Annotated in this window: 19 protein-coding genes; 15 read left to right on the top strand and 4 right to left on the bottom strand. The window is 65.4% G+C overall.

Annotated features, from left to right (window positions below):
• Positions 1–27 precede the first annotated feature (27 nt).
• From ACSQ24_RS12940 to ACSQ24_RS12930, 3 genes are read left to right on the top strand one after another with little or no spacing between them, the layout of a single operon-like run.
• Entirely contained in the window at positions 28–1,521 is a 1,494-nt protein-coding gene (locus tag ACSQ24_RS12940; RefSeq protein ID WP_436095069.1) for a leucyl aminopeptidase, read from the top strand.
• Between the two features lie 46 nt (positions 1,522–1,567).
• Positions 1,568–2,020: a DNA polymerase III subunit chi gene (locus tag ACSQ24_RS12935; protein WP_436095068.1), complete on the top strand. Its 453-nt coding sequence runs from the start codon at positions 1,568–1,570 to the stop codon at positions 2,018–2,020.
• Positions 2,017–2,439 carry a hypothetical protein gene (locus tag ACSQ24_RS12930; RefSeq protein WP_436095067.1) on the top strand — a complete coding sequence of 141 codons (423 nt, stop codon included), beginning with the start codon at positions 2,017–2,019 and terminating at the stop codon, positions 2,437–2,439. Before ACSQ24_RS12935 ends, ACSQ24_RS12930 begins: the two co-directional genes overlap by 4 nt.
• Positions 2,440–2,593: 154 nt before the next feature.
• On the opposite strand, the gene ACSQ24_RS12925 is transcribed toward ACSQ24_RS12930, so the two are convergent.
• The gene (locus tag ACSQ24_RS12925; RefSeq protein WP_436095066.1) at positions 2,594–4,459 is read right to left on the bottom strand and encodes an ABC-F family ATP-binding cassette domain-containing protein; all 1,866 of its coding nucleotides are present in this window, start codon (positions 4,457–4,459) and stop codon (positions 2,594–2,596) included.
• Between the two features lie 191 nt (positions 4,460–4,650).
• Here ACSQ24_RS12925 and ACSQ24_RS12920 point away from each other — a divergent pair, with 191 nt between their 5' ends.
• From ACSQ24_RS12920 to ACSQ24_RS12895, 6 genes are all read left to right on the top strand, one after another.
• Positions 4,651–4,782 (top strand): hypothetical protein, encoded by a 132-nt coding sequence (locus ACSQ24_RS12920; RefSeq protein ID WP_436095065.1) that lies wholly within the window; start codon positions 4,651–4,653, stop codon positions 4,780–4,782.
• A gap of 92 nt (positions 4,783–4,874) precedes the next feature.
• Positions 4,875–7,013, top strand: a complete 2,139-nt coding sequence (locus ACSQ24_RS12915; protein ID WP_436095064.1) for a methyl-accepting chemotaxis protein — start codon at positions 4,875–4,877, stop codon at positions 7,011–7,013.
• A 40-nt stretch (positions 7,014–7,053) separates the two neighbouring features.
• Positions 7,054–7,554 (top strand): pantetheine-phosphate adenylyltransferase, encoded by a 501-nt coding sequence (coaD, locus tag ACSQ24_RS12910; RefSeq protein WP_436095063.1) that lies wholly within the window; start codon positions 7,054–7,056, stop codon positions 7,552–7,554.
• A 144-nt stretch (positions 7,555–7,698) separates the two neighbouring features.
• Complete coding sequence (proS, locus tag ACSQ24_RS12905) at positions 7,699–9,042, top strand: proline--tRNA ligase (RefSeq protein ID WP_436095062.1); 1,344 nt, start codon at positions 7,699–7,701, stop codon at positions 9,040–9,042.
• Between the two features lie 16 nt (positions 9,043–9,058).
• Positions 9,059–10,357 carry a lipoprotein-releasing ABC transporter permease subunit gene (locus tag ACSQ24_RS12900; RefSeq protein WP_436095061.1) on the top strand — a complete coding sequence of 433 codons (1,299 nt, stop codon included), beginning with the start codon at positions 9,059–9,061 and terminating at the stop codon, positions 10,355–10,357.
• 12 nt (positions 10,358–10,369) lie between these two features.
• On the top strand, positions 10,370–11,059 hold the full coding sequence (locus ACSQ24_RS12895) for an ABC transporter ATP-binding protein (protein ID WP_436095060.1): 690 nt from the start codon (positions 10,370–10,372) through the stop codon (positions 11,057–11,059).
• Positions 11,060–11,069: 10 nt separating this feature from the next.
• On the opposite strand, the gene tagH is transcribed toward ACSQ24_RS12895, so the two are convergent.
• From tagH to ACSQ24_RS12880, 3 genes are read right to left on the bottom strand one after another with little or no spacing between them, the layout of a single operon-like run.
• A complete protein-coding gene (gene tagH, locus ACSQ24_RS12890; RefSeq protein ID WP_436095059.1) occupies positions 11,070–12,443 on the bottom strand; it encodes a type VI secretion system-associated FHA domain protein TagH in 1,374 nt (457 codons plus the stop codon).
• Positions 12,444–12,503: 60 nt separating this feature from the next.
• Positions 12,504–13,058: a DUF6931 family protein gene (locus ACSQ24_RS12885; RefSeq protein ID WP_436095058.1), complete on the bottom strand. Its 555-nt coding sequence runs from the start codon at positions 13,056–13,058 to the stop codon at positions 12,504–12,506.
• A 7-nt stretch (positions 13,059–13,065) separates the two neighbouring features.
• Positions 13,066–14,928: a type VI secretion system Vgr family protein gene (locus tag ACSQ24_RS12880; RefSeq protein ID WP_436095057.1), complete on the bottom strand. Its 1,863-nt coding sequence runs from the start codon at positions 14,926–14,928 to the stop codon at positions 13,066–13,068.
• A 116-nt stretch (positions 14,929–15,044) separates the two neighbouring features.
• Between ACSQ24_RS12880 and ACSQ24_RS12875 the strand changes: the two genes are divergently transcribed.
• The 6 genes from ACSQ24_RS12875 to ACSQ24_RS12850 all read left to right on the top strand — a co-directional run bounded on the left by ACSQ24_RS12875 (position 15,045) and on the right by ACSQ24_RS12850 (position 20,760).
• A complete protein-coding gene (locus tag ACSQ24_RS12875; protein WP_436095056.1) occupies positions 15,045–15,590 on the top strand; it encodes an OmpA family protein in 546 nt (181 codons plus the stop codon).
• A gap of 47 nt (positions 15,591–15,637) precedes the next feature.
• Positions 15,638–17,164 carry an ImpA family type VI secretion system protein gene (locus tag ACSQ24_RS12870; protein WP_436095055.1) on the top strand — a complete coding sequence of 509 codons (1,527 nt, stop codon included), beginning with the start codon at positions 15,638–15,640 and terminating at the stop codon, positions 17,162–17,164.
• A 225-nt stretch (positions 17,165–17,389) separates the two neighbouring features.
• Positions 17,390–17,926 (top strand): type VI secretion system contractile sheath small subunit, encoded by a 537-nt coding sequence (gene tssB / locus ACSQ24_RS12865; RefSeq protein ID WP_436095054.1) that lies wholly within the window; start codon positions 17,390–17,392, stop codon positions 17,924–17,926.
• Between the two features lie 11 nt (positions 17,927–17,937).
• Positions 17,938–19,440: a type VI secretion system contractile sheath large subunit gene (tssC, locus tag ACSQ24_RS12860; RefSeq protein WP_436095053.1), complete on the top strand. Its 1,503-nt coding sequence runs from the start codon at positions 17,938–17,940 to the stop codon at positions 19,438–19,440.
• Between the two features lie 155 nt (positions 19,441–19,595).
• A complete protein-coding gene (locus ACSQ24_RS12855) occupies positions 19,596–20,078 on the top strand; it encodes an Hcp family type VI secretion system effector (protein ID WP_126111637.1) in 483 nt (160 codons plus the stop codon).
• Between the two features lie 109 nt (positions 20,079–20,187).
• Positions 20,188–20,760 carry a type VI secretion system baseplate subunit TssE gene (locus ACSQ24_RS12850; protein ID WP_436095052.1) on the top strand — a complete coding sequence of 191 codons (573 nt, stop codon included), beginning with the start codon at positions 20,188–20,190 and terminating at the stop codon, positions 20,758–20,760.
• Positions 20,761–20,762 lie beyond the last annotated feature (2 nt).

Here is a 20,762-nt window from a genome sequence, read left to right as displayed (position 1 = left end):
CCTTCTTCCGCAACCCGTGAGCCTTCGATGTCGCAGCGCCTGAAGCTTGAGGTCAAAGCCCTGAACGCCATTGCCGGGGGGGATCTCGTCATCCTCGTCTCGGACAGGCTGGCGCCCCCAAAGGCGGCAGAGGACTGGATCGGTGCGGGTGCCCATGCCCTGATCGCGCGCGCGGCAGCAGCCGAGCGCTTCAAGGGTAAGGCGCTCTCCGGATCGACGCTGCTCGCACCGGACGGCGCTGGTTACGAGCGCCTGATTCTGGTTGGAACCGGCCCGGCGGCCGAGCGGGACAAGCTTGATTTCGCCGCGCTTGGCGGCGCCATTGCCGGCCGGCTCGGCCACGGCCGCAGTGCCGACGTTATCGCGGCGTTGCCCGAGGGCGAACTCTCTGCCGATGAGATCGCCGAAATCGGACTCGGCCTGCGGCTGAGGAGTTACGTCTTCGATCGCTACAAGACCAAGAGCCGGGACAAGGACCAGTCGGAGCCGAAGACCGTGACCCTGCGCGTCGACGATCCGGCTGCGGTCAAGAAGGCGCTGAAGGCGCGCGACGCCATCGCCAATGGCGTCGAGCTCGCTCGCGATCTCGTGAACGAGCCGCCGAACGTGCTCTTTCCCGAAGAGTTCGCCGAACGGGCCGGCAAGCTCGAGAAGCTCGGTGTCGAGGTCGAGATCCTCGACGAGAAGGAGCTGAAGAAGATCGGCATGCGGGCGCTGCTCGGCGTCGGCCAGGGCTCGCACCGCGAGAGTCGCGTCGTGGTGATGCGCTGGAATGGCGGCGCCAAGGGCGACAAGCCGGTCACCTTCGTCGGCAAGGGCGTGACCTTCGACACCGGCGGCATATCGATCAAGCCGGCCGGCGGCATGGAGGACATGAAGGGCGACATGGCTGGCGCCGCCTGCGTCACTGGCCTGATGCAGGCCCTGGCGGCCCGCAAGGCCAAGGTCAACGCCGTCGGCGTGATCGGCCTGGTCGAGAACATGCCGGATGGCAAGGCTCAGCGGCCGGGGGACATCGTCACCTCGTTGTCGGGCCAGACGATCGAGATCATCAACACCGATGCCGAGGGCCGGCTCGTCCTCGCCGATGTGCTCTGGTACACGCAGGACCGCTTCAAGCCGGTGTTCATGGTCAATCTGGCGACCTTGACCGGCGCGATCCTGGTCGCGCTGGCGCAGGAGAATGCCGGGCTGTTTTCCAACAGCGACGAACTGGCGGAGCGGCTCGTGGTCGCCGGCAAGACGACCGGCGAGACCGTCTGGCGCATGCCGCTCGGCGCGGCCTATGACAAGATGATCGATTCCAAGTTCGCCGATATGAAGAACTCGGCCGGCCGCCATGGCGGCTCGATCACTGCTGCGCAGTTCCTGCAGCGGCATGTCAACGACACGCCATGGGCGCATCTCGACATTGCGGGTACCGGCATGGGCTCGCCGAACAGCGAGACCAACCGCTCCTGGGGCTCCGGCTGGGGCGTACGCCTGCTCGACCGGCTGGTGGCGGACCACTACGAGAGCTGATTCGAACTCTGAGCCGAGGCTCGCAAGGGATTGAGTTGGCTACGTAATGGCTGAAGTCCTGTTCTACCATCTGCAGGCACGCCCGCTCGAGCAGGTCATTCCGACTCTGCTCGAGCGCTCGCTCGCGCGTGGCTGGAAGGTGGTGGTGGAGCTGTCGAGCCGCGAGCGTCTGGCCGCTCTCGACGACAGGCTCTGGACCTATGCGGACGAATCCTTCCTGCCGCATGCGGCGGCGTCCGAGCCGGACGCGGCCACGCATCCGATCGTGCTCACCACGGCCAGCGACAACCCGAATGGCGCGCAAGTTCGCTTCTGCGTTGACGGCGTTCGCATTCCGGACGCATTGGACGCTTACGAGCGCGTCATTCTGATGTTCGATGGCGACGATCCCGATGCGCTCGCCTCGGCGCGCGAAGACTGGAAAAAGCTGCGGACGCTCGGCGTCGCTGCCACCTATTGGCAGCAGGACGAGACTGGCCGCTGGGAGAAGAAAGCGTGAAAATTCCTGTTGCCCTGGGCTTTGTCTCGGTCTTGTCGGCTGCGCTCGCCGGCTGTTCCGTCGACATGGGCGGGTTCTCTTTCGTGTCCGATGAGCGCGGCACCCGCAGCAGCAGCGCAACAGCGCGTGTCTCGACGCAAGAAGCGATGCTGACGCCGGAAGGCGAATGCAGCGCCGATGTATCGCTCGATCCGGCGACACGGCCGTTGCCGAAGGAGATCGCCGTCGGCATCACTGAATGCGAGCTCGTCAGGCTCAAGGCCAAGCGGCCGACCGACGTGCTGATCGGCGACAATGGCCGGGGCCAGCGCGAGGTCCAGGTACTCTATTCCGAGCCGGCCAATCGCGAGATCTACATGTTCACCGATAATCGGCTGAGCCGGATCGTGAAGCCGGGGCAGCCTGAGCAGCAGGGCTGAGCGGCGCGCCGCATGCCCAAGGACAGTCGTCCCGGGCGACCGAAGGGAGACCCGGGACCCATTCCGGAACCTAATCGGGAAGCTCAGGCATGGATCCCGGATCTTCGCTTCGCTGCGTCCGGGATGACCAGCGCTGGGAATCCAAGCTCGCGCCTCAGGCGCTCTCCAACTCCTCGCTCAGCATCAGCCATTCCTCCTCGGCGGCGACCAGAGCCTCCGTCAGCTCGCCGCGCTGGCGCGAGAGCAGCAGCGCCTTGTCCGGTTCGCGCGAGAAGGCGCCGTTGGCGAGCGCGCCGTCGACTTTCTCGATCAGCCCGGTCAGCTTGGCGATACGAGCCTCGGCGAGATTGAGCTTCTGCCGGAGCGGCCCCTGCGCCTGGCGTTTTGCCGCTGCGCCCTTGCGTTCCTCGGCCTTGCCCGCTGCTTCAGCATCGGACTTGCTGCGCTGCGCCGGCTTGTCGCGGCCGAGGACGAAGTCGCGGTAGTCGTCCATGTCGCCATCGAAGTTCTTCACCGTGCCGTCTCCGACCAGCCAGAGCCGGTCGGCGCAAGCCTCGATCAGGAAGCGGTCGTGGCTGACCAGGATGACGGCGCCGGGATAGTCGTTGATCGCCTTGACCAAAGCGGTGCGGCTGTCGATGTCGAGATGGTTGGTCGGCTCGTCGAGGATGAGCAGATGCGGACCACCGAAGGTGGCGATGCCGAGCATGAGGCGCGCCTTCTCGCCGCCGGAGAGGTTCTTGACCGGCGTGTCGGCCTTGTTGGCGGGAAAGCCGGTCTGTGCGGTGCGGGCCCGCACCCTGGCCTCGGGAGCGTCCGGCATCAGCTCGCGGATATGGCCGACCGGCGTGTCCTCCATGCGCAGCTCATCGAGCTGGTGCTGGGCGAAATAGGCCGTCTGCAGCTTCGACGACCGCCGCATTTCGCCCGCGAGCGGCGCAAGACGCCCGCCGATCAGCTTGCAGAAGGTCGATTTGCCGTTGCCGTTTGAGCCGAGCAGGGCAATGCGGTCGTCCGGCGCCAGGCTCAGGTTGAGCCGCGACAGCACCTTGCGCTCGCCATAGCCGGCGCTGGCGCCCTCCAGCACGACCATAGGCGGCGACAGCGGCCGCTCGGGGGCAGGGAAGTTGAAAGGCTGGACGTCGCGATCCTGGACGACCGCGATCTCCTGCATCTTCTCCAGTCGCTTGACGCGTGACTGGGCCTGGCTTGCCTTCGAAGCCTTGGCCTTGAAGCGGTCGACGAAGGATTGCAGGTGCTTGCGCTCGGCGTCCTGCTTCTCGCGCGCCTTGGCGAGATGGGCCTGCTTCTCGGCCCTGAGCTTCTCGAAATCGCTGTAGCCGCCGCGATAGATCGTCAGCTTACCCTGATCGAGATGCAGGATGTGGTCGACGCAGGTGTCGAGCAGCTCGCGATCGTGGCTGACGACGAGGACAGTATGCGGATAGCGCTCGAGATAGTCGTAGAGCCAGAGCGTGCCTTCGAGATCGAGATAGTTGGTGGGCTCGTCGAGTAGCAGAAGATCGGGCTCGGAGAACAGCACGGCTGCGAGCGCGACGCGCATCCGCCAGCCGCCCGAGAAATCGGAACAGGGCCGCTGCTGCGCTGCCTCGTCGAAGCCGAGCCCGTGCAGCACTGTCGCGGCACGCGCCGGTGCGGAATGGGCGCCGATATCGGCGAGCCGGGTCTCGATTTCGGCGATCCGCATCGGATCGGTCGCGGTCTGCGCCTCCCGCATCAGAGCGGCGCGCTCGACGTCGGCAGCTAGCACGACCTCGATCAGCGTTTCAGGCCCGCCGGGAGCCTCCTGCGCCACGCCGCCGATGCGCATGCCCCTGGGCAGGGCGACATTGCCGCCCTCCGGGGATAGGTCGCCGGTGATGATGCGGAACAGCGTCGTCTTGCCGGTGCCGTTCCGGCCGACAAGGCCGACGCGCGAGCCGGTGGGCAGGAAAGCACTGGCCTTGTCGAGCAGGAGGCGCTCGCCGAGGCGATAGGTGATGTCATTGAGGGTCAGCATGGCGAGCGGGGTTTAGCGCGCTTTCGATCCGTCTGGAAACCGCAGAAGGAGAGAAATGACCGCGATCGGTGCGCGGCGTTTTGGCTGCCTTTGGGGCAGGGCCACGATTTCTCCATGTTTCCGCCATGGCAGGGTCGGGCGTTCAGCGCAGGCAGGGGCTGGGGTAACGCACTGATTCGCAAAGAGGATCCATGCAGTTCGGCTCTCTGGTCCGGCGCCCGCGCCGGGTATCGCTCGCAGCTGTCGTCGTCGCGCTGCTCACTCTGGTCCTCGGCAGCGCCGCGGCGCTCGCCGCTCTCGCGCCGATGCCCGGCGCCCTGTGAGGCGGTTGCGGCGCGTCACGGGCTTCAAGCAACGTTAACCGCGCTCGTGTTGGCTCTCCTGGCGCAATCGACGTCGGGCGGAGACCTGATTCGTGTTCAGTCTCAGGATCAGGCTTCCGGTCGCGATGCTGGCTTTGGCCCTGCTCGCGGCATTGGCCGTTGGCTCGTCCGCTTATCTTGCCGTGTCGAGCTGGGCGCAGGGCGCGGTGCGCGAGCGCATGCACAACCTGGTCGAGAGCCATGTCCGGGCCATCGAGCGCCGCTGGTCCCAGCTTCGCGCCGAACTTGCCGTCCAGGCGCGCAGCGCCTTCACCGTCTCGGCGCTCGACGAGATCGGCAAATGGATGGAACTCGGCCCGCACGACTACAAGAACATCATCGGCCACTATCAGGGTGATGGCTCGCTGTCTCAGGCCGAGCGCATCGCCCGCACCGGCCGCGAGCATCAGCACGGCTATTCCTGGCGGCATGTGCCGATCCACGAGACCTATGCAGCGGCGCTGAAGCAGTTCAACTACGCCGACATCTACCTCGTCTCGCGCAAGGGCCGGGTGGTCTACAGCGTCACCAAGGGCCCCGAGTTCGGCCGCCTCCTCAGCGAGGAGGATCTGGCCGGCACCGGTCTCGCCAGAGCAGTCGTGCTGGCGCGGGGCAAAGCTGCGGGCGAGCAGGTGGTGCTCGATTTCGCGCCTTATGATCCGGCCGGTGGCGAGCCGCGAGCCTTCCTGGCGGCTCCCTTCTACGACGCCGAGGCAGGAACAGGCGAGCAGGTCGGCACGATCGTCATCGCCGTCGATACCCGCCTGATCGACGATGTGCTCGCGTTCAACCCCGTCGGCTCGAATGCCGAACGGGTATTCGTCGTCGGCTCTGACGGCTTCATGCGTTCCAATCCTGCGCTGCGACGCGACGGCGCTTCGCCACGCGAGACGCTCGATCGGAACCGGCTGACCGGCCAGCCTGAGAACGCGCTCATCACCATGGCCAGCCATGACGGCCGGCCACTGGTGGCGAGTGGGAAGGAGGTCGGGATCGGCGACTGGCGCTGGCTGCTCTGGCTGACCGCCCCCGAGGAAAGCGCCTTTGCTGTCGTCGGCAAGATCCGGAGCGCTGTCGTCTCCGCCGGCCTGCTGGTCCTGCTGCCGCTGTTCGGGATCGCGATCCTGCTCGGCTGGTCGGTGGCGCGCCCGATCGCGAGGCTTTCCGATCGACTCGCGGGCGTCGCCGCGGGTCGGACGGAGGAGGAGATTCCCGGAGCCCGGCGTCGCGACGAGATCGGCGGCATCGCCAAGTCGATCGAACTGATCCGCGAAACCTTGCGCGGCGAGGCGCAGCGCCGCGAGGCCGAGCAGGAGACGCGCCGGGCCGAGGCCGAGCAGCATCGGCGCGCTCTGCTGGGCGAACTGGCGAGCGAACTGGAGGATTCGGTGCGGGCCGTCTCGGCCTCGGTCTCGGTTTCCGCGGAAACCCTGGGAACCACGGCGCATCAGCTGGCCGAGGGCGCGCGCGAGGCCCAAGCCGGCGCCGCTGACACCGACAGTTCGACCGGCAACGCGATCCGCAGCGTCCAGTCGATCGAGCGCGCGGCGCAGGATCTGCTCGGGGCCGTTGATGCTCTGGCCGCCGAGGTGCGCTCCTCGGATGCGACCGCTGGTCAGGCGCGCGAGCATGCGGATTCGGTGAGCCGGATCGTCGACGGTCTCTCGAACGGCGCAGCGCGTGTGTCGGAAGTGGTCGGGCTGATCTCGGCGATCGCCGGCCAGACCAATCTGCTCGCGCTCAACGCCACCATCGAAGCGGCCCGCGCCGGCGAAGCGGGCAAGGGCTTTGCGGTCGTCGCCAGCGAGGTGAAGTCGCTCGCGACCCAGACCGCCAATGCGACGCAGGACATCGCGCGTCAGATTGAGGCGATGAACCAGGCGACCGCTGCGACGGTCGAGGGCATAGCCGGCATCCGCGTCTTCGTGCAGGATTTGAACGAGGCGACGCGGCGGACCAGCCAGACCATGCAGCGCCAGCATGCGGCGACCCACGCCATCGCTGCCGAGGTCCTCGCCGCGACGCAGGAGATCGTCCAGATCGGCCAGGCGACCGGCCAGGTCGCGCTCGCCTCACGCAACACCGCCGGTGCTTCCGATGCGGTCCTGAAGGCGGCAAGCGAACTGACCGCGCTGACCCAGGCGCTGACCGCTCGGGTCGATCACGTCATCGACGAACTGCGTGTTGCGTGAGCGCCTTGTCGAAGGAGCCTGCGTTGGCTAACGCTCTGGCATGAGCCACACCGCATTCTACGCCGGGTCGTTCGACCCCGTCACCAACGGCCATGTCGACATGATCGAGGCCGCCTGCCGGCTGTGCGACAGGCTGGTCCTCGCCATCGGCGTTCATCCGGGAAAAACCCCGACCTTTTCCGCCGATGAGCGCGCCGAACTGCTGCGGGAGATCTGCGAGCCGGTCGCAACCAGGCTCGGGACGAAGCTCGAGGTCGTCACCTTCGCCGATCTGACCATCGACGCGGCCCGCCGTGTCGGCGCCACGATCCTGGTGCGCGGCCTGCGCGATGGCACCGATCTCGACTATGAGATGCAGCTTGCAGGCATGAACCATACGATGGTTCCCGAGCTGCAGACGGTGTTCCTGCCCGCGACACCGCTGGCACGTCACATCACCGCGACGCTGGTGCGCCAGGTCGCGGCCATGGGTGGCGATGTCTCCGCCTTCGTTCCGCCCATTGTCAGCGACAGGTTGAAGGCGAAGTTCGCCAAGCGCTGACGCTTTCGCCCACGCTATCCGAATGTGCATTTGCCTGCTGGCGATGTGCATTAGCGTTTGCAATTTGCAAACGCGGATGGTGTCTCTGGACTGACCTGACTCGGTGCGCTCGTCCTGGCGCATCGCCCCTCGACGAGTGTTCCGATGCGTCTGTCCCGCTATTTCATGCCGATCCTGCGCGATACGCCCAAGGAAGCGGAGATCGTCTCGCACCGGCTGATGCTGCGCGCCGGCATGATCCGCCAGCAGTCCGCCGGCATCTATTCCTGGTTGCCGCTGGGCCTGCGCGTGCTCAACAAGATCAGCGCTGTCGTCCGCGAGGAGCAGAACCGCGCCGGCGCCATCGAGATCCTGATGCCGACCATCCAGTCGGCTGATCTCTGGCGCGAGAGCGGGCGCTACGACGCCTATGGCAAGGAGATGCTGCGCATCAAGGACCGGCACGACCGCGACATGCTCTACGGCCCGACCAATGAGGAGATGGTCACCGAGATCTTCCGGTCCTACGTCAAGTCCTACAAGGATCTGCCGCTCAATCTCTATCACATCCAGTGGAAGTTCCGTGACGAGGTCCGCCCGCGCTTCGGCGTGATGCGCGGCCGCGAGTTCCTGATGAAGGACGCCTATTCCTTCGACCTCGACCAGGCCAGCGCCCGCCACGCCTATAACCGCATGTTCACCGCCTACCTGCGCACCTTCGCCCGGCTCGGTCTGAAGGCGATCCCGATGCGGGCCGATACCGGCCCGATTGGCGGCGACCTCTCCCACGAGTTCATCGTCCTCGCCTCGACCGGCGAGAGCGAGGTTTTCTGCCATAAGGATTATCTCGACTTCGCGACGCCGGCGGCCGATACCGATTTCGACAGCATCGAAGGCCTCCAGGGCATCGTCGACAAGTGGACGAGCCTCTATGCCGCGACCGAGGAGATGCACGATAAGGCGGCCTTCGAGACGGTCCCCGCCGACAGGCAGGTTTCGGCGCGCGGCATCGAGGTCGGCCACATCTTCTATTTCGGCACCAAGTACTCCGAGCCGATGGGCGCGACCGTCGCCGGTCCCGATGGGCAGCTGGTGCCGGTCCATATGGGCTCCTATGGCATCGGCCCGAGCCGTCTCGTCGCCGCGCTGATCGAGGCCGGCCATGACGAGGGCGGCATTGTCTGGCCCGATGAGATCGCGCCCTTCGACATCGCAGTGCTCAACCTCAAGACCGGCGATGCCGCGACCGACGGCGCCTGCGAGCAGCTCTACAAGGGGCTCGCTGCCAAGGGCTACGACATGGTCTATGACGACCGCGACGAGCGCCCGGGCGGCAAGTTCGCCACTGCCGACCTGATCGGCATCCCCTGGCAGATCATCGTCGGCCCGAAAGGGCTGGCCGAAGGCAAGGTCGAGCTCAAGCGCCGCGCTGGCGGCGAGCGCGAACTCGTCTCGCTGGAGGCAGCGCTGGCGCGCTTCCCGGGCAAGGGCGCGGAGACGAGCGCGTGAGCGGAGGAGGGCGGTCATGAGCGCCGTCGCCGAAGCCCAGGGCGCGAAGAGCGTGCCGACCGGCACCAAGCCCTTTGCAGGTTTCGAATGGCTGCTCGCCGGCCGCTATCTGCGCACGCGCCGGCGCGAGGGCTTCGTTTCGGTCATCGCCGGCTTCTCCTTCCTCGGTATCCTGCTCGGCGTCGCCACGCTGATCATCGTGATGTCGGTGATGAATGGCTTCCGCAAGGAACTGCTGGAGAAGATCGTCGGCGTCAACGGCCACATCTTCGCGACGCCGATCGATCGGCCGCTCGACGATTACGAGCAGGTCGCGGCCAGGCTGCGCCAGGTCCAGGGCATCAAGCTGGCGATCCCATTGGTCGAGGGGCAGGCGCTCGCCTCCTCGCAGGTCGGCAATGGCGGCGTCCTGGTACGCGGCATCTCCGAAGACGACATCAAGTCGATCCCGTTCATCGCGGGCAATGTCCGCCAGGGTACGCTCGACGGCTTCGCTTCCGCGGGCGGAGTCGCGATCGGCCGGCGGCTCGCCGGCTCGCTTGGCCTGCAGGCCGGCGACACCATCACCATCGTTACGCCGCGCGGGGCCTCGACGCCGTTCGGCACGGCGCCGCGGATCAAGGCATATCCGGTCACGGCGGTGTTCGAGATCGGCATGTCGGAGTTCGACTCCTCCTTCGTCTTCATGCCGCTCGCCGAGAGCCAGGCCTATTTCAACCGTGATGGCGACGTGAACGTCATCGAGATCTTCATCGACAATCCCGACCAGACGCAGGCGGTGCGCGACCGGATCGAGGCTGATCCACCGAGGCCGTTGGTCCTGTCCGACTGGCGTCAGCGCAACCGCACCTTCTTCAATGCGCTCGAGGTCGAGCGCAATGTGATGTTCATCATCCTGACCCTGATCGTGCTGGTCGCGACGCTGAACATCGTCTCCGGCCTGATCATGCTGGTGAAGGACAAGACCGAGGACATCGCGATCATGCGCACCATGGGCGCTTCGCGCGGCACCGTGCTGCGGGTCTTCCTGATCACGGGCGCGACGATCGGCGTGGTCGGAACCTTCGCGGGATTCGTTCTCGGCATCGCCTTCGCCAAGAACATCCAGACCATCAACAAGGGCTTGAGCAAGCTGCTGGGGATCAATCCCTGGGATCCGACTGTGCGCTTCCTGAGCGACATCCCCTCGGTGATCGACTGGCGCGAGGTTACGAGCGTCGTCGTCATGACGCTCATCCTGTCGCTGCTGGCCACGCTTTACCCGGCCTGGAAGGCGGCGCGTCTCGACCCCGTCAAAGCCCTGCGGATGGGTTGAGGATCACGATCGATGGCAACCGAGACGCCAGCGCTCTTTCTCTCCCAGATCGAGCGCTATTACCCCCAGTCAGACAAGCCGCTCGAGGTGCTGCGCAAGGCCGACTTCGCGATCTGGCCGGGCGAGCTCGTGGCGCTGGTCGCTCCGAGCGGTACAGGCAAGTCGACCCTGCTGCATGTCGCCGGCTTGCTCGAGAGCCCGGACAGCGGCGAGGTCTTCATCGGCGGCGTGCCGACCTCACAGCTCGATGACCAGGGCCTGACCCGGCTCCGGCGTACCGAGATCGGCTTCGTCTACCAGTTCCACCATCTCCTGCCGGAGTTCACCGCGCTGGAGAACGTCGTCCTGCCGCAGCGCATCCGCGGGCTCGGCAAGGCCGAGGCGAAGTCGCGCGCGACCGAGCTTCTGAGTTTTCTCGGCCTCGGCGAGCGGCTCGACCATCTGCCGGGCGAGCTATCGGGCGGTGAGCAGCAGCGCGTCGCCATCGGGCGCGCCGTCGCCAATGCGCCTCGCGTCCTGCTGGCCGACGAGCCGACCGGCAATCTCGACCCGCAAACCGCGCTCCACGTCTTCAATACGCTGGTGGCGCTGGCGCGGGCTTCCGGGCTGGCTGCGCTGATCGCGACGCACAATCTCGACCTTGCCCGGCGTATGGACCGTCAGGTCACGATCCGCGATGGGCTGGTGGTGCCGCTGACGTGAGCTTTCGGCGCTAGCGGCCGCCGCGGTCGTAGCACTCGGCGAAATAGAGCATGAAGGCGTCGACCAGGCCGTCCTCGTAGGGCGCGGTCTTCGCCTCCCAACGCGCGACATAGGCGTCCCAGAGCTTGCCCTTGCGCGAGGACAACAGGCCTTCGATGCCGCGTCCGGCGTCGAGACTTTCGGCGACGGCCTGCGGATCGAGATCCTCGACCAGCATGCGCAGTGCGTGCTGCATGGCCGAATAGGTCTTGATCTGGTGGATCTTGAGATCCTTGAAGCTCTCCTCGAACGCCTTCTGGGCGCTGAGATAGCCGCTGGTCGGCCGCCCGAAGATCAGCTTCAGCGCGTCCTCGATCGTCGGCGAGAACTTGAGCGGGTTGTTGTCCTGCGCCTGGATCATCGTCTGGTTGGAGCTGCGGGCGATGCGCTTGCTCTCGGCGCGAGCTGCCAGCAAGGCTTTAAGCTCGATGGCGATCAGGCGCATCAGAGCGCCGGTCTGCTCGGCGAAGGCTCCGGGATCCTGCCATGACAATTCCTCGACCGGCAGGCCGGCGCCGCGCGCGAAGCGGGCGATGAACTCCGCTGGCGAGATTGCCGGGCCGCCGATCGGAGCGCCCATCGGCGGAGGCGGAGGGGCGGGGCGCGACGGCGCCGGCTCATGAGGCGCATCGAAGCTCGGGCGCCCTTGCGGCGCGGCTTGAGCCTCGTTCCAGGGATCGCCATTGCCGCCTTGCGAAGGTGGCCGGCGCGGCTTCGGGATCGGCGCGATCGGCTCGGGCTCGGGAGCCGGAGGAGCCTGGTAGGGCGCCCAGGCGAGCTCGTCGGGCCGTGACGAGGGCGGCGGCGCGGCAGATGGCGGCGCGAAGGCCTGTGCGGGGTCCGCTGGCGTCGGGATATCGGCGGCCCAGTCGATGAAGGGCGCATGCACCGGCTGGTATTTCTGGGGCGGGATCAGATCGCGCCGGGCCATCGGCGGCGCCTCGTCGCCATTCGATTCCCACAGCGAATCGCCCGGTGGCGGCGGCGCGGCCGATCGCTCGGCCGGGCCGGTTGAACCGCGCTCCGCTTCATCGATCGCCACCGCGATGATGTAATGGCCGATCTCGAGGCGGTCGCCATGCTGCAGCCGGTAGGGCGACTGCACGCGATAAGCTCCGCCATTGACGAAGGTACCGTTGGTCGAGATGTCGCGCAGCCAATAGGCGTTGTCGTTGAAGCGGATCTCGCAATGGCGGCCGGAGACGGCGCGGCTCGGGTCGGGCAGGCACCAGTCGAGATGCTGGTCACGGCCGATGTCGAGCCCGCGCCCGCCGCTCAGCGTCACGCTGAGCGGGCCGCCATCGGGCAGCGAGGCCTGGTTCTCGATCGTCAGCGTCAGCGCCATGTCGGGCCGCCCGCCTTGCCGTCGTGGGACCCTGGCAGCCGTATTGGCGCCGGGGCCATATTATGTGGTCCTGCCGCTTTCGTCATCGAGCAGACGAATGCACGCTTCGACGCAATTTCGCAATGCGGCATCACGCTCGCGTTCAGGCACGCGGCCAAGTGCGGTTAACACGCCTATGCGCGCCGTCTTGGCGGTCAGGTCCGGGGGGCAGGGTATGGCGTGGGTCGTGACCATGCTGCCGCCGGAATAGCCGGCCGCGAGCGCAACCCAGGTGCCCAGGCTGGCGTGATGGCCGCTCTCGCCGAGCGCCAGAGCGGCCCGGCGGGTCTCGTCGGTCGGGTCGCGCACCCAGGCCTCGGCCGCCTTCAGTCCGGGGTCGGGCGGTGTCCCTGCCGGTTGCATGCGCTGGATGCTCTGCAGCGCCCACCAGACCGCCTCACGACGCGGCATCAGGAAAGCGCAGAAGCCGATCGCGTCCTTGGAATTGCCGGCCTGGACGAGGCTACGCAGAAAGGTCAGCGGCGGCTCCGTGGTCGGCGCCGTATTGATGACCTGGCGCGCGGCAGGAAATGTCTCGAAGACCTCCTGGGCCGTGCTGAAGCGGAGTTTCGACATCGCGGCCTCAGTTGATCTTGACGACGCCGCCGGTGATGATGGTCGCACCGCCACCGTTGATCTCGGTCTTGGCCGTGCTCTTTATCGTGATCATCGGCGAGGAGATGGTGATGTCAGTCGGGGTCATCGTGATCTCGCTTTCGCCGCAGACCAGCTTGATCTCCAACGCCGCTTCGACATAGCGCTTGCCCTGCTTGACGTGCAGCTTGTCGCTGCCGCTCAGGATCTGCGTCGTGCGGGCAAAATCGGTCGGGCCACCCTCGAATTTCTTGCCGACATCGCGGGTCTCGAGGTTGAAGACCTCGGTCTTGTGGTCGCGCTCTGCCTGCATGGAGAAGACCTCCTTGCCGGCGAGGTCTTCGAACTTGATCTCGTTGAACTTGCCCGACTTGCCACCGCCATCAGTGGATTCCGATTTAAGTCCGGACTGGGTCTTGTTGGCCGGCAGGTCGTAGGGCGGCATGTGCTGGTCGTTGACCACAGCGCCCGTGATGATCGGCCGGTCCGGGTCGCCGCCGATATAGGAGACGACGACCTCCTGGCCGATGCGTGGGATGACCTGCCCGCCCCAGTTCTTGCCCGACCAGGCCTGCGCGACGCGAACGCGGCAGGAGGTCGACTCCTTCTCGCGATCCCAGTGGAAGCGCAGCCAGACCCGGCCATATTTGTCGACGTCGAGGTCGCCTTCCTCGCCCTTGTTCTTCTCGCCCACCACCTTTGCCGTGTCGGGGCCGATCACGAGCGGCGAGGGGGTCACCAGGGGCGCGCGGAAGCGCTTGTCGGCCTTCTGCAACTCATAGGAGCCATGATAGATCGCCTCATCCGAGCGTTTCGACGAGCGGTAGCTCTGCACGCCATAAGCGTGCGTGGCGCGCACCACCAGGTATTCCGCATTCTCCGCCCCGACCGCGTGATCGGTCAGCGTCATCAGCGTGCCGGGGTTGAGGCTCGGGGCATCGCCCATGGCGAGGCGGCGCTCGTCCTGCGCCTGTTCGGCCTGGGCCTGGATTCGGGCGAGCTTCTCGCCCTTGCCGCGATCGAGATAGGCGCCCGGATAGTCGTAAGCTTCGTAAGCCTTGGTACGCGGGAAGCCCTCCTCGGCCCGGGCAGTCAGGTCGGAGGTCGATTTCTCGAAATCATAGTCCTTGAGCTCGAACTTGCCGGTGCGCAGCCGTCGTTGTGCCGACCACTGCGTCAGATGCTCGATAGGGCGCCGCTGGCTCTTGTCCTTCGGCATGAACGGATAGGCGCTGCCGGCGCCGGCGAAGGTCGGTTCGGCGGCTGCGGTGACCGTGTCATGTGAGCCGCGAGAATCCGAGAGGACGAGCTTGTGATCGCCCTCGGTGTGCTGAAAGTAGTAGTAGATGCCGTACTTCTCCATCAAGCGCAGGACGAAGTCGAGATCGCTCTCGCGATACTGCACGCAGTAATCGATCACCGGCGGCTTCTCGCTGACGCGGTCGTCGAAGCTCGCCTTGTCTTCCTTTCCGAAGATAAGCTTGATGATGTCGATCGCGGTCTTGTTCTTGAAGATGCGGCAATCCGAGCGCTGCGAGAGCAGCCAGAGCCAGGGGCGCAGCACGAAGCGGTAATGGTCGAGATCATTCTCGCGGCCGAGCCATTGAGCTTCGACGAGCACGCCGTTGAAGATTCGCTCCTTGCCGTTCTTCAGCGTCATCTTGATGGCGCATTTCTCGCCGATCAAGCTTTGGAGGTCGGCATTCGCAGTCGTGCACGTGGCTTCGACCTGATAGACGAACAATTCGCTAAGGGCTTCTCGCGCCTCAAACTTGAGAAGCGAAAAGACATCTTGTCCTGCCGGCGTTGTAAAGGAGGCAAGTCTTTTCGTTTGTCCAAGAGCGGCGGGCATCAACCAAACCTCATGGTTTGCGACAAGAGACGACTATTGACGCAGCTCCCGCTGCGAGGCATAATTCGCGCCGTCAATCTTCAACCGCCTCAGCGAACCTAAACAGGAGGAAGACCGTGCGCAAGCAGGCCCTTGTCATGGTTAGTGCCGCTCTTGCCGCAGGGTTCTGCGCGCTGTCGCCTCTTTCTGCGCAGGCGCAGGCCTACAAGGCGGACGACATCGTCAAGCACTTCGGACCCGCGACGCCGAATCTCGGCGTTTCGCGTGGCCTGTGCGTCGGCACCGAAGCGGAGTGCAACAAGGCCGGTCATGTCGTGAAGCCGGCCAGCGCCTTCGATCTCATCGTCAAGTTCAAGTACAATTCCGATGTGCTCGAGTCGGAAGCGAAGCTGAACCTCGACGAGTTCGCCAAGGCGCTGAAGGACCCGCAGCTCGCCGCGAGCAGCTTCCTGGTCGAGGGGCACACCGACGCCAGCGGCACGGCCGACTACAATCTGAGCCTGTCAGAGCGGCGCGCCAAGGCTGTCGTGCGGTATCTCAACGAGCGCGGCGTCGATACCGCCAAGCTCGTCCCGCGCGGCCTCGGTCAGACCAAGCCCGTCGCCGCCGACAAGTTCTCCGCCGATAATCGCCGCGTCGAGACACGGCTGCAGGTGGAATGACGGCTTGGCGGCCGAGCCCCGATTTACTCGACCGACGGTGAGGGGGCATGGCTGCGCTTAATTTCGCTGACCTGGCGAAGCCGGTTTCGGCCGACGATCCCTGTGGTCCCGATCCGGATGCCGATCCGGATTTCATGAATGTGCTGGGGCGCCTGGAAGTGGCGCTGCCATCCTCTTATTTTCGTCGCGAGGACGATGGGCGGCAGGTTTCCTTTGACCGCAGCGCGATCGATTTTCCGGCAGCCTTCAGCGATCTCGGCAAGATTCTGAAACAGAGCCGCGATCTGCGCGGCTTTGTGCTCGCCGGCAAGCTCTGCCTGCTCAATCGCGACATACCCGGCTTCGCCGCCTGCCTCGGGCTGATCACAAGCTTCCTCGGCGACTATTGGGAGGAGATCCATCCCAGGGCCGAAGATGGCGACTTCATCATGCGCGAAGTCGCCCTGCAGGGGCTCGACGAAAACGCCACCATCGTCCTGCCGTTGCAACACGCTCCGGTGTTCACGAGCAAGCGGCTGGGGCCGGTGATGTTCCGTAGCCAGCTCATCGCCTTGGGCGAGCTGCGTGCCAGCGAGGACGAGCAGCACCCGGATGCCGGCGGTATCGCTGCCGCGCTGAAGGAAGCCGAGCTCTCCGATCTGACGGCGATGCTCGGGCACGTCACGGCGATCCGCGACGCGCTCCTGCGGCTGCGTGCGGTCTGGAGTGAGCGTCTCGGTGCCGATCAGGCGGTGACCTTCCCGCGGCTGGCGGGCCTGGTCGGGCAGATCATCACCTTCCTCGAGGCCGCGGTCGAGCGACGCGCTCCGGCTCAGCAAGGCGTCGTCGCTGTCGAGGTGCCAGGCGGCGCCGGCGGCACGATCATGGTCGCTGCAGCCGCCATTCCGGCCGGGGCCTGCGCCTCCGTTGCCGAGGCGCAGGCTGCGCTTGTCGGCTGTCTTGCCTATTTCCGGCGGGTCGAGCCATCGAGCCCGGCGGTGCTCCTGATCGGGCAGGCGCAACGCCTGGTCGGCAAGTCCCTTATCGAGGTCATCCAGATCATGTTCCCCGAGCATGTCGACAAGGCAATGCTCGAGATCGGCGACGACACGAAATATCAGCTGCCGCTGGAGCGCCTGGGCGGTGACGGCTACGACAGCAGTAGCGGTGACGAGGACAGCAGCTACGATGACAGTAGCGGCTATGATGATAGCGGCGACGACGACAATTCCTCATCCGACGATGACGAGGACTCGGGCACTGAGGACGAGCCGGCCGACGAGTCCGGAGATGCCGAGGCGGAGACGTCGGAAAGCGCGGACGACTGGGCAGAAGACGCACGGCCGGAGGCTGACGCCGAGCCCGAGCCGAAGAGGCCGGCAGCGGCTGCGGCTGTGCCCGCGATGACCGTCGCAAACCGCGCCGAGGCGGTTGCCCGGATGAAGTCCGTGGCCGCCTTCTACCGCCACGCCGAGCCGTCCAATCCCGTCCCGTTGCTGATGGACAAGGCCTGCGCGCTGGCGCAGCAGGATTTTCTGTCGTTGCTGAGCGATATCCTCCCTGAAGTGGGCATAAGGCAGGGCAGCGACGAATAGTGTCGCGTCGGCCCGGTGACGGACCCTCGCGCCTCATTCGTTCGGTGGATGCGGACACCGTCATCCATCTGCAAAGTCGGGCTGGCTGAACTGTTCCGCCGCCGATCCGTGCAGTTCGACGAGAACTGTCAAGCGATCGGCAAGTGTGTATGGTATAGCGAGCTGGATCGTTAGCGTGGTATCGCGCTGTCCTTGCGTGATGCCTCTAGAGGAAGGGGCGCCGTCATGGCCGGAGATTCAGGGCAGAAATTCATTCGCCGTAACAGGCCGCCGCGCGTCCACATCACCTATGAAGATCCCTACAATGCGGATCAGAAGATCGAGCTGCCCTTCGTGATGGGTGTCCTCGCCGATCTCTCCGGCAATGCCTCCGAAGTCGAGAAGTCGGATATCGGCGAACGCAAGTTCCTCGACGTCGACATGGACAATTTCGATCAGCGCATGGCCGCGATCGCGCCTGGTGCCGCTTTCACCGTGCCGAACAAGCTCGGTGGCGAGGGGGGCGACAAGCTTTCGGTCTCGCTGAAGTTCAAGAAGTTCGACGATTTCAGCCCGGCTGCGATCGCCCGTCAGATCCCGGCCACCGCCAAGCTGCTGGAGGCGCGCGAGCAGCTCGCCAACCTGCTACGCTACATGGACGGCAAGGTTGCGGCCAGCGATCAGCTCAAGGCTTTGCTGTCCGATCCCAATCTGATGGCGGCGCTGAAGGACAGGCTCGGCGAAAAGCCAGCTGACGACAACAAGCAGGACGGCAACGGGTAAGCGAGGCGGCCATGGCGGAAGCACAGATCCAACAACCCGGCACAGAGACTGCGGAAGCCCGCGAGGTCGACGACTTCTCGGCACTTCTGAAGCAGAGTTTCAAGCCGAAGACCGAACGGGCGGCGAGCGAGGTCGAGAACGCGGTTGCGACCCTGGTCAACCAGGCGCTCGCTGACCAGACGCTGATCAAAGGCGACGTGCTCGACACGATCGAGGAGATGATCGCCCGGCTCGATGCCAAGCTCAGCGAGCAAATAAACGAGGTGCTCCACGCACCGGAGTTCCAGAAGCTCGAAAGCGCCTGGCGCGGCCTCAACTACCTCGTCTTCAACTCCGAGACCGACTCGCAGCTGAAGATCAAGGTGATGAATGTCGGCAAGAGCGAGCTCTACCGCAATCTGAAGACCTATCCCGGCGCTCGCTGGGACCAGAGCCCACTCTTCAAGCAGATCTACGAGCAGGAGTTCGGTCAGCTCGGCGGCCAGCCCTTTGGTGCCTTGGTCGGCGACTACCACTTCAGTCACGTCCCGGCGGATGTGCAGCTGCTGCGTGATCTGTCGAAGGTCGCCTCCGCCGCCCATGCCCCGCTCTTCACCGGCGCCGATCCGACGCTGATGGGCATGGACTCCTGGACGGAACTCTCCAATCCGCGCGATCTCGGCAAGGTCTTCGACACGCCGGACTACGCGGCCTGGAAGGGCCTGCGCGACGCAGCCGATTCCCGCTATGTCGGCCTGTGCCTGCCGCGGGTCCTCGCGCGGGTTCCCTACGGGGCGAAGTCGGAGCCGGTCGAGGAGTTCGCCTTCGAGGAGGACACCGACGGTCACAAGGGCGAGAAGTATGCCTGGATGAACGCCGCCTATGCGATGGCGGTCAACATCAACCGGGCCTTCAAGGAGTATGGCTGGTGCACCCGCATCCGCGGCGTCCAGTCGGGCGGCGAGGTGCTGAACCTGCCGACCCACACCTTCCCGACGGATGACGGTGGCGTCGACTTGAAGTGCCCGACCGAGATCGCGATCAGCGATCGTCGCGAGGCGGAGCTGGCGAAGTCCGGCCTGATCCCGCTGATCCACCGCAAGAACACCGATAAGGCGGCGTTCATCGGGGCGCAGTCGCTCTACAAGCCCAAGGCCTTCTTCGGGCCCGACGGCGTCGCGGCGACGGCCTCCGACAACCTGTCCTCGCGTCTGCCCTACATGTTCGCCGTGTCGCGCTTTGCGCACTATCTGAAGTGCATGGTGCGCGACAAGGTTGGCTCCTACAAGGAGCGCGAACCCCTGCGTCGCTGGCTGCAGGAGTGGATCACCGAATATGTCGACGGCGATCCGCTGAACTCCAGCGAGGAGACGAAGGCGCGCAAGCCCCTGTCCGAAGCGCGCATCGACGTCTTCGAGGACGAGGAGAACCCCGGTTATTATTCGGCCAAGTTCTACCTCCGGCCGCATTTCCAGCTCGAGGGCATGGATATCGGCTTGAGCCTCGTCTCGCGCCTGCCGGCGCCCAAAACCTGAGACCCGGGCGCGCTTTCAGCGCGCAGGACCTCCAGGACGATAGTTGGCCCTGCGCATGACGCGCAGGGAGAGTGGCGACGCATGGGGGGAGCTCTCCAGGCGACGCGAGTTCTATGCCCAAATCACCCTGAAACAGCCAACCATTGGAGAGCACCATGGCAAGCGACTTTCTCTTAGAGATCGACGGCGTCAAAGGCGAGAGCCAGGATTCCAAGCACAAGGAGACGATCGAGATCGAATCCTTCTCCTGGGGCGTCAGCAACTCCGGCACGCATGCAGCCGGACACGGCGGCGGCGCCGGTAAGGCCAGCTACCAGGACCTGCACTGCACGGCCAATGTCAGCAAGGCTTCGCCGGTGCTGATGTTGAAGTGCGCCACCGGCGACCACATCAAGAAGGCCGTCCTCTTCGTCCGCAAGCAGGGCAAGGAGCAGCAGGAGTTCTACAAGGTCACGCTCGAGGATCTGCTGGTGTCGAGCTATCAGTCCGGCGACTCGACCGGCGGCAACCCGGTTCCGACCGACCAGTTCTCGCTGAACTTCTCCAAGATCAAGTTCGAGTACAAGGTCCAGAACAAGGACGGTTCGCTCGGCGCGACCTCGACCGGTACCTGGAACCTCAAGGAAAACAAGGAGTAAGATGCTGCTGCGGCCGGGCTCGCTTCGGTGGGCCTGGCCGGCGCAGCATTCGGCTTCGAGTGGGCTCCCGGCGATCATGGTAGCGATCGCCGGGAGTCCAGCGCTTTAAGTGACCGCGTCCGGGAATACGCATATGGTCGATCCCAAGGCGAAGAACCGGTTGCGTCCGCCGTTGATGTTCGCTTTCCGCGAGGCGCATCGCAGCAAGGACGCCAAGGTCCATCTCGACTTGCGCGACGCAGGTGGCGAGCGGGTCGTGGCCGGGCGCCGCGCCGCGCCGCGGGTCGCGATCACCGAAAGCAAGCTCCGCCAGGAAATCGCCCTCGATCTCGAGGCCCTGGTCAACACGATCAATTTCGGCTCGTCCACCGATCTGTCGCGCTATGAGCATGTGCGCCGTTCCGTGCTCAATCACGGCTTTCCCGATATCCAGAACAAGTCGATCGATGAATACCGGGTCGGCGCGATCAAGGACGAACTCGCCCAGGTCCTGCTCGCCTTCGAGCCTCGCTTGCTGAAGCAGTCGATCGTGGTCGAGCGCGATGAAGGGCTCGACAAGGCGGAGTTGAAGATCCGCTTCGTCGTGCGCGCCGATCTCAACTGCGAGCCGCTCAACATTCCGGTACAGTTCGTTGCCGATGTCGAGCTCGATACCGGCAAGATCGCGATCAAGAACAGATAGCG

Origin of the sequence: Allobosea sp. LjRoot237, assembly GCF_964253285.1 — a bacterium.
GTDB lineage: Bacteria > Pseudomonadota > Alphaproteobacteria > Rhizobiales > Beijerinckiaceae > Allobosea.
This window is presented reverse-complemented; position numbering and strand designations above follow the sequence as displayed.